This window comes from Burkholderia sp. HMSC10F09, from assembly GCF_001806955.1.
GTDB lineage: Bacteria > Pseudomonadota > Gammaproteobacteria > Burkholderiales > Burkholderiaceae > Burkholderia > Burkholderia multivorans.
Window position 1 is genome coordinate 1 of the sequence record NZ_KV786803.1, and the last position, 12,939, is coordinate 12,939.

Consider the following 12,939-nt stretch of genomic DNA (forward strand, 5'->3'; position numbering starts at 1 on the left):
CGCCGCGACGGTCGCCACCGGCCAGGCGCCCGCCCCGGCTTCGAAGCCGGCGGCCGGCGCGACGCCCGCGAAGCGGGCCGCGTCGACCGACGCGCTGTGGTATCTGAATACCGGCTCCCCGTCCGCGCCGGCCGCCAATACCGCAGCGGCCGCAGTGACGACGCCGAGCGCCGTGACCTCGAGCGCGGCGCCGGCGGCCGCGACACCGCAGCAGCCGGCTGCGCCGAGCCCGCGCTCGCGCGCGAGCGCCGACGCGCTCTGGTACATCTCGCAATGATGTGCGCCGCCGGCCGCGTCGCGACGCGGCGATGCGCGCGTCAGCCGCGCCGTACCCCGACGACCTTGCCGTCGCGAATCGCGAGGTCGCGCCGCTCGGGCCGATAATCCATCGTCCCCGGCAAGGACTTGCCGTCGCGTTCGATCACGCGCCACAGGCAGCCCTCGAGCAGCGCGGCCGCGTCGGCTTCGGTCTTGCCGATCAGCGCATCGTCGGGCGCCGCGTCGGCCTTGCAGGCGTGCCCCGCAGCGGGCGGCGAGGCCGGCATCTGTGTCTGCATCGTGTCGGCTCCATTCGCTGCGCATCCCGTGATGGTTGCGCACGCAACTGAAAATGCGATCGTCGTCATCGTTCGCTTCATCGATTTCTCCTGGTCCGATTGGGCTTGCTTGCCGCACGCCAAGCCGTCCGCATGTTACCGCACCGGCAATGCGGTCAACGCACGTCGTCGTCCGCCAGCGTGCCGAGCGGCACGAACATGTAGCCCTTGCCGCGCACGGTACGGATATAGCGATAGCCGCCGACCGCGTTCTCGATCAGCCCGCGCAGCCGGAACACCAGCACGTCGAGCCCGCGCTCCGACTTCGCCGCCGCGCGCGGACCGAGCAGCGCGAGGATCTCGCCGCGCGACAGCACCGCTGCGCCGCCCGCATTCGGCTACCTGCATTACAGCGTATGCACGCGGCATTCCGTCTGCGCGCGCGTCTCGCGACCGAACGCGAGGATGCGCTGCGCCTCGTCGCGGATCGCGCGATGGCAGCCGCATGTCGCGTTGGCGAGCGCCGCCGGATCGGTCAGCACGATCGAGCCGCGATGCTGCCGAATCAGCCCGAGCTTCTGCAACGTCTGCGCGATATCGGTGATCGTTTCGCGTCGTACGCCGAGCATCTGCGCGAGCATCCCATGCGTGATCGGTATCTCGACGCTGCGCGAGCGGTCGTGCGCGATCAGCAGCCAGCGACCGAGCTGGTGCTGCATCGGATGGTGACGGCTGCAGAAGAGCGTATGCGAGATCTGCGCGAGCACGACTTGCACGCGCATGAAGATCTGCCGCCGAATCAGCGGCGATGCATCGCATGCGTCGTTGAAGCGCCGCGCGTCGATCCGGTACGCGAAACCGCCGCGGTACACGACCACGCGGCGCGGCATCGCGCTGTCACCGCCCACGACATCGTCACAGACCACGCCCTCGCAACCGATCTCCGCGACGGCGAGCGTCGGTTTGCCGGCCATCGTGTATTGCACCGACACGGCGGTCGTCACCGGAAAATAGACGGCTGGCAGTGTCGAACCGGCGTCGCACAGGATCTCGCCCGTGTCGACGTGACAGAGCTGCAAATGAGGTACCAATGCCGAACGGTTTGCCCCGTCCAGCGCAGACAAGAAGTGGTTAACATCGAGCGCGTACGGCAGCTCGATGACGTTGTTTGTCTGATGTGTCACGGTGCACCTCGTACGAATGTGTTGCTACCCTCGGCCACCGAGCATGGATTCTTTCATCGCCTTGCGGTTCTTTCCGCTTTTTGTCGCGACGTTTGCAAAACGTTATCACGCGGGTCCGACGCCCGGAATGCCCCGCTTTCATCACCTGAAGTAATTTGACAGTTGTTCGTCGGGCAACGCGCGGACACGCCGGCGAGCGTCGTCCGATCCGTTTCGAAATTCGCGTCACGCGGTCGGCTGCACACGCAACGGGTCACATTCGGCGGTCAATGCCGTGACGAGAGGAAATGATCGAACGCGATCCGCGGGACTGTTTCGCGTCGGGCAGGAAAGCGCGTTGAGTGGGATAACGCGCATTTGTCATGCGTTTCAGAGCCGGGGACGCTACGTGCGCGCCGCCCTGCTGCGCCCTCGATGCCGAAACGACCTGCGCGAGTCTGTACGATCCGGCACCACGATCATGAACGGACGATGAAACGCTCCGTTCATCCCGATTCAACATCGATCGAGACAAAATCGGGAAACGACGCATCCACGTGATGGGGCGATTCGTCGGCAGGGAAAGCACACTCGCTGTATGGTCGCTTACGCAACCATTTGGCACATGCATGCCTACGGGCGATTCACGCGAACGCCGCGCCGACCCTCAACGGCATTCGCCTCACCCGCCTCGATCACGCCTCGGGCAGAATCACGACCTTGCCCTTCACCTGCCGGTTTGCGATCCGTGCGATCGCGTCGATCGCGTGCGCGAGCGGCACGCGTTCGGTAATCGCGGGCCGAATTTTGCCGGTCGCGAACCACTGCGCGAGCTGACGCATGTTCGCCGCATGCTGCGCCGGATCGCGCCGCACGGCGTCGCCCCAGAACACGCCGAGGATGTCGCGCTCCTTCAGCAGCGCGAGATTCAGTGCGATCTTCGGGATCTCGCCGGCCGCGAAGCCGACGACGAGAAAGCGGCCGCGCCACGCGGTCGCACGCAACGCTGCTTCCGTATAGGCGCCGCCCACCGGATCGTAGACGACGTCCGCGCCGCGCCCGCCGGTCAGTTCGTCGACGCGTCGGCGCAGATCTTCGGTCGCATAGTCGATCGTGTCGTCGGCGCCCGCTGCGCGGCACAGCACGAGCTTGTCGGCGCTCGACGCGGCCGCGATCACGCGCGCGCCGAGCGCCTTCGCGATCTCGATCGCCGCGAGCCCGACGCCGCCGGCCGCCCCGAGCACCAGCAGGGTTTCGCCCGCTTGCAGCCGCGCACGCTGCTGCAGTGCGTGCAGCGACGTGCCGTACGCGAGCACGAGCGCCGCGCCCTGTTCGAACGTCATCCCCGGCGGCAACGCGGCGATCTGACGCGCGTCGGCGAGGCACTGCTCGGCGAAACCGCCGTGGCCGGTAAACGCGACGACCGCATCGCCGGGCTGCCAGTCGGTCACGCCGTCGCCGACCGCGTCGATCACGCCCGCAAACTCCGCGCCGGGCGAGAACGGCAGCGCCGGCTTCACCTGATACAAGCCCTGCACGATCAATGCGTCGGGAAAGTTCAGCGACGCGGCCTTCACGCGCACGCGCACCTGCCCGGCGCCCGGTTCCGGAATCGCGACGTCGTCGATACGCAACGTGTCGATCGGTCCGAACGCGGTACACAACACGGCTTTCATGGTGTGATTTCTCCTTGCGCGACGCGATCGCGCATCGAATCGAACGGCGCGCGCCGGACCGCGCGGGCGGCCCGGCGCGCGACAGCGCATCACGCGACCTTGCTGTCGCGCAGTTGATCCGCGATCGGCAAGCTGCGGATCCGCTTGCCGGTCGCCGCAAAGATCGCGTTGGTCAGTGCGGGCGCGACGGGCGGCAGGCCGGGCTCGCCGACGCCGCCGAGCGGCGTCGCATAGTCGTCCGGCGCGACGAGATGCACGCGAATCTCGCGCGGCGCCTCGTTCATCCGCAGCACCTGGAAGCCGTTGAAGTTGCTCTGCTCCGGCTGACCGTCCTTGAACGTGATCTCGCCGTGCAGCGCAAGTCCGAGCCCCATCACGACCGCGCCTTCGAGCTGCGAGCGCACGCGCTCCGGATTCACCTGCGGACCGCAGTCGATCGCGATGTCGACGCGCGGCACCGCGATCGCACCGTCGTCGCCGACCTGCACTTCGCACGCGACTGCCGTGTACGACACGAAGCTGCGATGCGCCGCGATGCCGAGCCCGTGCCCTTTCGGCAGCGTGCGCCCCCAGCCGGCCTCGCGCGCGACGGTCTCGACGACGCGCCGCAGCCGCCCGGTATCGACCGGATACAGCGCCGGATCTTCGCCGTAGTTGACGTTCTTCACCGCGATATGCGGCTCGAAGCGTCGCGCGGGGCCGATCAGGTCGAGCAGAAAGTCCTTCGGATCGCGGCCTGCGGCATGCGCGAGTTCCGCGACGAAGCTCTGGATCCCGAACGCATGCGGAATGTTGTAGACCGATCGGAACCAGCCGATCCGCGTATGCGCGGGCGCGGCCGGATTCTCGATGCGCACGTTCGGAATCGCGAACGGCAGATCGGCGATGCCCTGTGCGAGCTCGCCCGGCTGCTCGTGCACGACGCCGGCCTTGAACGTCGACTGGATCGACGGTGCGACCGTCCGGTGCTGCCACGCGACGACCTTGCCCGCCGCGTCGAGCGCGCCGTCGAACGCTTCGAGCGACACCGCGTGGAAATAGTCGTGTGCGATGTCGTCCTCGCGCGTGAACGTGAGCTTCACGGGCGCGCCGACCGCCTTCGACAGCAGCGCGGCCTCGACGACGTAGTCGGGCTTCGACTTGCGGCCGAAGCCGCCGCCGAGCAGCGTCACGTTGACCGTCACGCGCTCCGCCGGCAGCCCGAGCGCCTTCGCGACTTCGTCGCGCGTGGTCTGCGGCGCCTGCGTGCAGGTCCACACCTCGCAGCGGCCGTCGGCCACACGCGCGAGTGCGGCCGGCGGCTCCATCGTCGCGTGCGCGAGATGCGGCACGTAGTAGGTCGCGCGCACGCGCTTCGCGGCACCCGCGAGCGCCGCGGCCGTGTCGCCGTCGTTGCGGATCACGTCGCCCGGTTGCGCGGCGGCCGCTTCGAGCGTCTTCCGGTACGCGGCCGAATCGTAGCCGGCGTTCGGCCCGCGCTTCCAGTCGATCTTCAACTGCTTGCGCGCCTGGATCGCCGTCCACGTGTCGCGTGCGACGACGGCCACGCCGCCGAGCGGCTGGAAGCCGGCGGGCAGCGGCGTCGATGCGAGCGGCACGATCTTCACGACGCCCGGCAGCTTCTCCGCGGCGCCCGCATCGAACGACGCGACCGTGTCGCCGTATGCCGGCGGCCGCGCGACGACCGCGTACAGCATCCCGTCGAGCCGCGTGTCGATCCCGTACTGCGCGCGGCCCGCGACGATGTCGCGACCGTCGATCAGCGCAGTCTCGCCCTTGCCGATATAGCGGAACTCGGTCGGCGCCTTCAGCACGAGCGCCGCCGAATCGGGCACGGGCAGCGCCGCCGCCTTCGCGGCCAGCTCGCCGTAGCCGAGCCGGCGTCCGCTCTTCGTGTCGACGACCTGATGCACGGTCGCCTTCACCTGCCGTACGTCGATGCCCCACGTCGCGGCCGCCGCCTGCTCGAGCATCGTGCGCGCGGCCGCGCCCGCGCGACGCAGCGCGGCGAAACTCTGGCGCAGGCTGCGCGAGCCGTCGGTGTTCTGGTTGCCGTAGCGCGCTTCGTCGCCGACTGCCTGCGCGACCTTGACGCGCGCCCAGTCGGCACCGAGCTCGTCGGCGACGACGAGCGCGACGCTGGTGCGCACGCCCTGCCCCATCTCCGAGCGGATGCAGGTGACGGTCACGGTGCCGTCCGGTGCGATCGCGACGAACAGATTGGGATCGTCGCGCAGCCCGTGCGGCATGCCGGCGCCGCCGTATTGCGGATTCGCGCTGACGGGCGGCTGTCCGGCGGCCGCGCGCGCGAGCGACGGTACGCCGAACGCGAGCAGCAGCCCGCCCGATGCGAAACCGAGCAGCAGCGCGCGGCGGCTTTCGTTGCAGACGGAGAGTGGCTGCGCGTTCATGCGGCACCTCCGCGGCTCGCCGCGAGCCGGATCGCCGCGCGAATGCGCGTGTAGGTGCCGCAGCGGCAGATGTTGCCGGACATCGCGTCGTCGATGTCGGCATCGGTCGGGTGCGGGTTCGTCTTCAGCAGCGACGCGGCCTGCATGATCTGCCCGGCCTGGCAGTAGCCGCATTGCGCGACATTCAGCTCCTGCCAGGCCTGCTGCAGCGGATGCGTCGCGTCGGCCGACAGTCCTTCGATCGTCGTCACGTGCTTGCCGGCGGCCGCCGCGACCGGCGTGATGCACGAGCGAATCGCGACGCCGTCGAGATGCACCGTACAGGCGCCGCAGAGCGCCATGCCGCAGCCGAACTTCGTGCCCGTGTGACCGAGCACGTCGCGCAGATACCAGAGCAACGGCATGTCGGGATTGCCGTCGAAGTGCTGCTCGCTACCGTTGAGGGTCAGCGTGATCATTGTTCACCTCCTGGTTGGGGACGCTTACCTGCACGCAGACTTTAACCGAACCGTGCATTTGGCGTCGCCGGCCGCCGCCGGCAGGTGTCGCACGCGGCGAGGCTCAGAACCGGTGCGTGACGCCGACGCCGGCGAGCACCTGCGTCGCGCCCGGCGCGGACACCGACACGCCGCTCCAGCTCGCCGTCGAGCTGCCGTTGTTGCGGATCCAGCCGGCACGCGCATACACGCTGGTGCGCTTCGACAGCGAATGGTCGATGCCGAGCTCCGCGCCGATCGCATTGTCGTGCGCGCCGCGCACGTTGCGGTGCACCACCGCGACTTCGATCGTGTCGGATACCGTCGCGGCGATGGTGGCGCCGAGCTGCACGACGCTGTACGGGTGGGCGCTGTCGAGCCGGGCCGTCAGCGAGCCCGGCGACGGATCGTCCGGCCGGCTGTAGGTGTAATGAAACTGGAAGTTGACGATGCCCCACCGGTAACCGAGCGCCGCGCCGAAGTACTGCGCGCTCGGCACGTCGAGCGCGGCCGGCAAGCCGGGGAACGACAGCGTGCCCGAGCGCTGGTTGCCGTAGCCGATGCCGGCGTACAGTCCGTGTGCCGAATAGCTCAGCGTCGCGCCGAACTCGTTGCCGTTCGTGCGACGCAGCGGCTGCGTGACGCTCGACGCGAACGCGTACATCGCGCGCAGCCGCCAGCCGCCGAGCACCGGCGACTGATACAGGATCGAGTTGTCCGCGCGGCCCGTGTCGTACTGCGTCGCGAGCGTGCGCCGGTCGATCGTCGCCATGTTGCCCGAATACAGCGACGTCGCATCGTTCAGCCCGAACGGGTCGGTCGGATACACGAGATAGAAGCCGGGCCCGTACTGGCGGCCGAACGACAGCGTGCCGTAGCGGTCGTGCTGCAGGCCGACCCACGACTGACGGACGAACATCGCGGTGCTGTCGAGGTACAGCGAGCCGTTGTTCACGTTGAAGCCGTTCTCGAGCACGAAGCGCACGCGCAGTCCGCCGCCGAGATCCTCGGTGCCGGTCAGCCCGAACACCGACGTCGACGAGCCGCCGCTGCGCTCCGAAAACGAATGCGCGCCGCCGTTGCCCAGGTACTGGATGAACGTGTCGGCAATGCCGTACAGCGTCACCGACGAGTCGGCCGCCAACGCGGCGCCCGACGCGAGCGCGAGCGTGGCGCCGCAGAGCGCCAGCGAGGTTGTCCGCATGTGTGTCTCCTTAGCTTCGTCGTTATGTGGGGATCGCGCGCTCGCGGTGCAGCCGCTCAGCTCGCATAGCCGGGATTGCGCCGATCGAGCCGGCGCAGCAGGCCCGGCCAGACGAGCTGCTCGGGGCCCATGTCGCGCGTGGTGATGCGGGACTGTCGCGCGATCCCGTCGAGGATCGGCTGCGGGATCGTGCGCAGCGCGCCGCCGCCCGCCTGCGCGCGCACCTGGATCGCACACGCGGCTTCCGCGAAATACATGCCGACGAACGCGGCGGCCGCGCTCGCGCCGACCGTCAGCAGCCCGTGGTTGCGCAGCAGCATCACGTTGCGCTCGCCGAGATCGCGCACGAGCCGCGGCTTCTCGTCCGGCTCGACGGCGATCCCTTCGTAGTCGTGATACGCGAGCGAGCGCATCACGAGCAGCGCCTGCTGCGAGATCGGCAAGAGCCCGTCGGCCTGCGCCGACACCGCGACGCCGTTCAGCGAATGCGTATGCATCACGCACGCGACGTCCTCGCGCGCCGCGTGCACGGCGCTGTGGATCGTGAAGCCCGCCGGATTGATGTCGTACTCGGACGGCGCGAGCTTGTTGCCGTCGAGATCGATCTTCACGAGCGACGAGGCCGTGATCTCGTCGAACATCATCCCGTACGGGTTCAGCAGGAATGCGTGCGTGCCCGGAATACGCATCGAGATATGCGTATAGACGAGGTCGTCCCAACCGAACAGCGCGGTCAGCCGGTACGCCGCGGCCAGATCGACGCGTGCCTGCCATTCCTGCGCGGACACGCTGCGCTTCACGTCGGATTCGTTCATGTCGTGCTCCCCTTCAATTGATCAAATGACTGCCGGACCGGCGGCCGCGTCGCGCGCGCTCATCGGCCGTGCGGGCCGCGTGCGGCCGCGGGCAGCGCATTGCGCATTCCGTAGCCGACCGCGAGCGCCGCGACCACGAGCATCACGGCCATCACGTCGATCGCGGGCACGAGGCTGCCGGTGCGCGCCTTCACGAGGCCGACGAGCGCCGGGCTCGCGCCCGACAGGCTCGCGAGCGAATTGACGAACGCGATGCCGGCCGCCGCGCGGCCTTTCGGAAAGTAGCGGGTCGCCATCGCCCAGAAGATCGGCGTCGACGAAACCAGTGCGGAGCCGCCGAACGCGAGCGCGGCGATCGTCCACGGCAGGCTGTGCTGCACCGTGCGGCCGAGGGCGACGAAGCCGATCGCGGCGACGACGAACGCAAGCGCCCAGTGCATCCGCTGCTCGTTGCGAAGATCCGAATGGCGGCCGTAAAGAATCATCGCGACGATCCCGAACGCGTTCGGAATCACCGTGTACAGGCCGATCGCGCGCGGATCGGCGACGCCGAGTTCGCGGATCAGCGTCGGCACCCAGAACGCGAGGAAGTAGCCCGTGCATCCGTTCACGAAGATGCCGAATGCGAGCAGATACGCGCGCGGATCGCTCAGCACGCGCAGCAGCGAACGCGACTCGAGCGGCTCGCCGGTTTCCTCGAGCGCCTCGCGAATCCGCGCCTTCTCCGCGTCGTCGAGCCACGCTGCGTGCTCGGGCCGGTCGGGCAGCAGCACGAACACGAAGCCGGCCGCGATCATCGTCGGCAGCCCTTCGAGCACGAACATCCATTGCCACCCTTCGAGCCCGCCCGCTTCGTGCAGCGATTTCAGGATCACGCCCGAGACCGGGCCCGTGACGAAGCCGGCGGCGACGCTCGCCATCAGGATCAGCGCGATCACGCGCGCACGGCGGTTCGACGGAAACCAGTACGTCAGGTACAGCACGATGCCGGGAAAGAAGCCGGCCTCGAATACGCCGAGCAGAAAGCGCAGCAGATAGAACTGGGCCGGCGTGCGCACGAACATCGTCGCCGCGGACGCCGCGCCCCACAGCACCATGATCCGGAACAGCGTCGCGCGTGCGCCGATTCGCTGCAGCAGCAGGTTGCTCGGCACCTCGAACAGCGCGTAGCCGACGAAGAACATGGTCGCGCCGATTCCGTAGGCCGCGTCGCTGAAGCCGAGCGACGACTTCATCTGCAGCTGCGCGAAGCCGACGTTCGAGCGATCGATGAAGCTGAACAGATAGCAGACGAACAGGAACGGCACGAGACGCCGCGTGACCTTCGCATACACCGCATCGATCTGCGGCCGCGGCACGAGCGCGAGCCCCGCGCCCGCATATTTGCCTGCACTGGAGGACATGGTCACCCTCTGGAAAACCGGCGGACGGCCGCCTTGCGACGCAGCCTCCACGCACGTTGAAGCGGCCGCCGCGCGCGGCGTCGCACGAACGGACCGGCACCGCGCCGGCCCGCGCTTACGCCGGACACAGCCCGCCGTCGACGACGAGCTCCGACGCCGTCACGAAGCGGCTTTCGTCGGACGCGAGATACAGCACCGCGTACGCGACGTCGTCCGGCTCGCCGAGCCGCCCCATCGGAATGTGGCGCGTGAGTTCGCGCGTCGCGGCTTCGTCGCCGAGCTGCTCGAATACGGCCGCGACCATGCCGGTGCGCACATAGGCCGGATGCACGGAGTTGCAGCGCACGTCGACGCGGTTGCGCGTGCAGTCGATCGCGATCGACTTCGTCAGCATCGCGACCGCGGCCTTCGACGTGTTGTACGCGATCAGGTCCGGGTCCACGCGGAACGCGGCGACCGACGAGATATTCACGATCGACGCCGGCTGCGCATCGCGCAGGTATGGCATCGCATGCTTGCAGCCCAGCATGATGCTTTCGACGTTGACCTCCATCACGCGGCGCCATTCCTTCTGCTCAATCGACGCGAGGCCGCCGCGCGAGCCGACGCCCGCGTTGTTGACGAGTACCGACACGCCGCCCATCGCGTCGGCCGCCTCGGCGAGCAACGCGTCCCAGCGCGCTTCGTCGCGCACGTCCTGGACCGCGCTCCATGCGACCTGCTCGCCGCACGCGCTGTTGATCCGGTCCGCGAGCCGCGCGAGGGCGGCGGCGTCGCCGTTGTCGGTCAGGAACACGCGCGCACCGTGCTCGGCCATCCGGCTCGCGATCGCGCTGCCGAGGCCGCCGGCGGCGCCCGTGATGAACGCCCGCTTACCGGCGAGGCGAAGAGAGTTCGATTTCATGTCGTTCGATTCGAATGAGAGTCAGCAAGCCGCGCGCGTCGTGCCGCGACGCGGGCGGAACGGTTCGCACCGGCCGGTCAGCCGCCGAACGCGGAGATGTCCTTCGGCACGATGCCGTTGCGTTCGCAATGCGTGCGGTAGCGCTGCATCGCCGTCTTCCAGTTTTCGATCGACAGCACGCGATCCTCCTCGTCGAGATAGACGAGATCGCCCTGCACGATGTTCAGCGTCACGATGTCGTCGCCCGGCAGCGCTTCCGGCGTGTGGCGCGACGCGGCCGTCTCGAACACGAGGCTGCCCGGGCCCGCGACCCAGTCGTGCTCGATGTATTTCCATCGCCCCTGCAGCGTGTAGACGATCACCGTTCCCGTGTGGTGATGCTTCGGCAGCCGGCCGTGACCCGGCGACTTCATCAGCGCGATGATTTCGCCGCGCGTCGGGTCGAGCTTGAAATACTTCAGCAGCACGTCGGGCAGCTTGTCCGACATCGGTACCCAGGGAATCGACGCGTCGTCGATGCATTCGGTCGCCACGTTTTCGTAGAACATCCGTCTTCTCCGTCGATGGCGCGTCGTCGCGTTCCGAACCGGAAATCGCTGCGCGGCGCGCGCGGTGTCTGACAGCGGTGCGGCCGCCCGTCGTGCGCCGCCCGCCATGCGCCGGCGCATGCGTTGCGTGCGCCGGTCCACCTATGATGGTCAACCCCGGTTGTTATGCCGTTGTCGAAATGGGACACTGCGTTATCGAATCGGGACAGCGCATCGCGCGCCCGGATAGTGGAGACATGTCGTGCGCCCTACCGTCCATCGCCTGCCTGGTCGCTACTACGCGCGCCTTGCGCGGATCGTCGCCGAACACATGCGCGACCCGAGCGAATTCATCGCGCGCTGCGGGTTCGACCCGCGCACGCTGCACGATCCGGCCGCGACGCTCACGCTCGCGCAGCTCGACCGGCTGATCGAAACGGCAAGCGCGGTCAGCGGCTGCGCGCACCTCGGGCTCGATGCCGGGCGCTACGCACGGCTCACGTCGCACGGCCCGCTGGGCTATGCGCTGCTCAGCTGCAGCACGCTCGAGGAACTCGTGCGGCTCGCCGCGCGCTACTACCATCTGATCGTGCCGGTCGTCACGATGCGCTATGTGCGGCGCGGCCGGTTCGCGGAAATCACCTACACGCCGACCGTCGCGATGCAGGCGCGCACGCTGCGCTTTTTCGTCGAGGCGCTCGCGGTCGCGTTTCAGGTGCAGATCGACGGCATCGTCGGCGCGGAGGCCGACGACTACGAAATCCGTCTGTCGACGGAGGCGCCCGCCGACGTCCACCGCTATCTCGGGCGCCGCCTCGCGCGCTATCGGTTCGGCGCGCGCAGCACGCCGGGCGTCACGATCGTGATCGCCGCGTCGCTGCTCGAGCGGCCGCTGCCGATGGCGAACGCGCTGTCGAAACGCGTGGCGGAAGCGCAGTGCGAAGCGCGCACGCGCGCGCGTGCGGACGCAAACGACGTCGTGGAACTGATCGAGATGATGCTGACGCAGAGCGCGGATTTCCGGCTCTCGAGGGAGGAGGTCGCGGCCGCGATGAACGTGACCGTGCGTACGCTGAACCGCTATCTGTGCAGCCAGGGACACACGTTCCGCGACGTATGCCGGCGCACGCGGTTCGCGCATGCGTGCCGACTGCTCGACGAAGGCCGGCTGACGGTGACGCAGATCGCGGCGAAGGTCGGCTTCAGCGACGTCGCGAACTTCAGCCGCGGGTTTCGCGAGTACATCGGCGTATCGCCGACGCGCTACACGGCGCTATCCGCGCGCGCGTCGGCCAAAGACGCGGCGTGACGCCGCGCGTGGCGTTCAGGCCGCGCGTGCGGCCACCGGCTTGGGCCATGGCCGCCGCACCGTGTCCATTTGTTCCCAGCAGCGCGCGAGCTGCAGCACGCCGAGATCGTCGAAGCGGCGCCCGGCGATTTGCAGGCCGATCGGCAAGCCGTCGCGCGTATAGCCGCAGTTGATCGACGCGGCCGGCTGCTCCGAGAGATTGAACGCAAGCGTAAACACCACCTGTTCGATCGGATGCAGTCCGTCCTGGTCGATATGGGTCGCTTCGGCCGCGAACGGCGGCTGCGGAAACGTCGGCGACAGCACGTAGTCGAACTCGGCTGTCGCCGCGACCGTCTGCGCGCGCAGCGCGAGCATCTGCGCATAGGCGGCATAGATCGTATCGCCCGTTGCGTCCGCAACGACCTCCGCGCGCCGGCGCACGAACGCGGCGACCAGCTCGCGCCGCGCAGCGGGCAACGCGGCCAGCGTGCCGCGCAGCCGCGCGCCCCAGAAGCGCGCGACCGCTTCGAGCG

The 12,939-nt window shown here is 68.7% G+C and carries 13 protein-coding genes and 1 pseudogene; 2 read left to right on the forward strand and 12 right to left on the reverse strand.

Going from position 1 to position 12,939, the window contains the following annotated elements:
* Positions 1-277 (forward strand): annotated as a pseudogene (locus HMPREF3115_RS29760) (lytic transglycosylase); the annotation flags it as partial.
* A gap of 40 nt (positions 278-317) precedes the next feature.
* Here HMPREF3115_RS29760 and HMPREF3115_RS19890 read toward each other — a convergent pair.
* The 11 genes from HMPREF3115_RS19890 to HMPREF3115_RS19940 all read right to left on the reverse strand — a co-directional run bounded on the left by HMPREF3115_RS19890 (position 318) and on the right by HMPREF3115_RS19940 (position 11,136).
* Positions 318-638 (reverse strand): hypothetical protein, encoded by a 321-nt coding sequence (locus tag HMPREF3115_RS19890; protein WP_053297375.1) that lies wholly within the window; start codon positions 636-638, stop codon positions 318-320.
* A gap of 74 nt (positions 639-712) precedes the next feature.
* Positions 713-913 carry a winged helix-turn-helix domain-containing protein gene (locus tag HMPREF3115_RS19895; RefSeq protein ID WP_006405033.1) on the reverse strand — a complete coding sequence of 67 codons (201 nt, stop codon included), beginning with the start codon at positions 911-913 and terminating at the stop codon, positions 713-715.
* Between the two features lie 30 nt (positions 914-943).
* On the reverse strand, positions 944-1,720 hold the full coding sequence (locus HMPREF3115_RS19900; RefSeq protein WP_070555704.1) for a Crp/Fnr family transcriptional regulator: 777 nt from the start codon (positions 1,718-1,720) through the stop codon (positions 944-946).
* Positions 1,721-2,394: 674 nt separating this feature from the next.
* Positions 2,395-3,375 (reverse strand): NADPH:quinone oxidoreductase family protein, encoded by a 981-nt coding sequence (locus HMPREF3115_RS19905; RefSeq protein ID WP_070555706.1) that lies wholly within the window; start codon positions 3,373-3,375, stop codon positions 2,395-2,397.
* An 89-nt stretch (positions 3,376-3,464) separates the two neighbouring features.
* Positions 3,465-5,786 (reverse strand): xanthine dehydrogenase family protein molybdopterin-binding subunit, encoded by a 2,322-nt coding sequence (locus tag HMPREF3115_RS19910; protein WP_070555708.1) that lies wholly within the window; start codon positions 5,784-5,786, stop codon positions 3,465-3,467.
* A complete protein-coding gene (locus tag HMPREF3115_RS19915; protein WP_006405039.1) occupies positions 5,783-6,244 on the reverse strand; it encodes a (2Fe-2S)-binding protein in 462 nt (153 codons plus the stop codon). The genes HMPREF3115_RS19910 and HMPREF3115_RS19915 overlap by 4 nt, the downstream gene beginning before the upstream one ends.
* Positions 6,245-6,347: 103 nt before the next feature.
* Positions 6,348-7,466: a porin gene (locus HMPREF3115_RS19920; RefSeq protein ID WP_070555710.1), complete on the reverse strand. Its 1,119-nt coding sequence runs from the start codon at positions 7,464-7,466 to the stop codon at positions 6,348-6,350.
* A 56-nt stretch (positions 7,467-7,522) separates the two neighbouring features.
* The gene (locus tag HMPREF3115_RS19925; protein WP_006409796.1) at positions 7,523-8,281 is read right to left on the reverse strand and encodes a class II aldolase/adducin family protein; all 759 of its coding nucleotides are present in this window, start codon (positions 8,279-8,281) and stop codon (positions 7,523-7,525) included.
* 59 nt (positions 8,282-8,340) lie between these two features.
* Positions 8,341-9,684, reverse strand: a complete 1,344-nt coding sequence (locus tag HMPREF3115_RS19930; protein ID WP_070555712.1) for an MFS transporter — start codon at positions 9,682-9,684, stop codon at positions 8,341-8,343.
* A 115-nt stretch (positions 9,685-9,799) separates the two neighbouring features.
* A complete protein-coding gene (locus tag HMPREF3115_RS19935; protein WP_070555714.1) occupies positions 9,800-10,588 on the reverse strand; it encodes an SDR family oxidoreductase in 789 nt (262 codons plus the stop codon).
* A gap of 77 nt (positions 10,589-10,665) precedes the next feature.
* Complete coding sequence (locus HMPREF3115_RS19940) at positions 10,666-11,136, reverse strand: 2,4'-dihydroxyacetophenone dioxygenase family protein (RefSeq protein WP_006403016.1); 471 nt, start codon at positions 11,134-11,136, stop codon at positions 10,666-10,668.
* 241 nt (positions 11,137-11,377) lie between these two features.
* Between HMPREF3115_RS19940 and HMPREF3115_RS19945 the strand changes: the two genes are divergently transcribed.
* Positions 11,378-12,424, forward strand: coding sequence for an AraC family transcriptional regulator (locus HMPREF3115_RS19945; RefSeq protein ID WP_070555716.1), 1,047 nt, complete (start codon positions 11,378-11,380; stop codon positions 12,422-12,424).
* Between the two features lie 15 nt (positions 12,425-12,439).
* Here the strand turns inward: HMPREF3115_RS19945 and HMPREF3115_RS19950 are convergent.
* A partial coding sequence (locus HMPREF3115_RS19950; RefSeq protein ID WP_256276294.1) for an amidase family protein occupies positions 12,440-12,939 on the reverse strand: 500 nt, incomplete at its 5' end.

Excerpts from the sequence above, each read along its gene's own strand:
- HMPREF3115_RS19920 (WP_070555710.1), bottom strand. The coding sequence starts at position 7,466 with ATGCGGACAACCTCGCTGGCGCTCTGCGGCGCCACGCTCGCGCTCGCG.
- HMPREF3115_RS19890 (WP_053297375.1), bottom strand. The coding sequence starts at position 638 with ATGAAGCGAACGATGACGACGATCGCATTTTCAGTTGCGTGCGCAACC.
- HMPREF3115_RS19925 (WP_006409796.1), bottom strand. The coding sequence starts at position 8,281 with ATGAACGAATCCGACGTGAAGCGCAGCGTGTCCGCGCAGGAATGGCAG.
- HMPREF3115_RS19910 (WP_070555708.1), bottom strand. The coding sequence starts at position 5,786 with ATGAACGCGCAGCCACTCTCCGTCTGCAACGAAAGCCGCCGCGCGCTG.
- HMPREF3115_RS19915 (WP_006405039.1), bottom strand. The coding sequence starts at position 6,244 with ATGATCACGCTGACCCTCAACGGTAGCGAGCAGCACTTCGACGGCAAT.
- HMPREF3115_RS19930 (WP_070555712.1), bottom strand. The coding sequence starts at position 9,684 with ATGTCCTCCAGTGCAGGCAAATATGCGGGCGCGGGGCTCGCGCTCGTG.
- HMPREF3115_RS19940 (WP_006403016.1), bottom strand. The coding sequence starts at position 11,136 with ATGTTCTACGAAAACGTGGCGACCGAATGCATCGACGACGCGTCGATT.
- HMPREF3115_RS19905 (WP_070555706.1), bottom strand. The coding sequence starts at position 3,375 with ATGAAAGCCGTGTTGTGTACCGCGTTCGGACCGATCGACACGTTGCGT.
- HMPREF3115_RS19935 (WP_070555714.1), bottom strand. The coding sequence starts at position 10,588 with ATGAAATCGAACTCTCTTCGCCTCGCCGGTAAGCGGGCGTTCATCACG.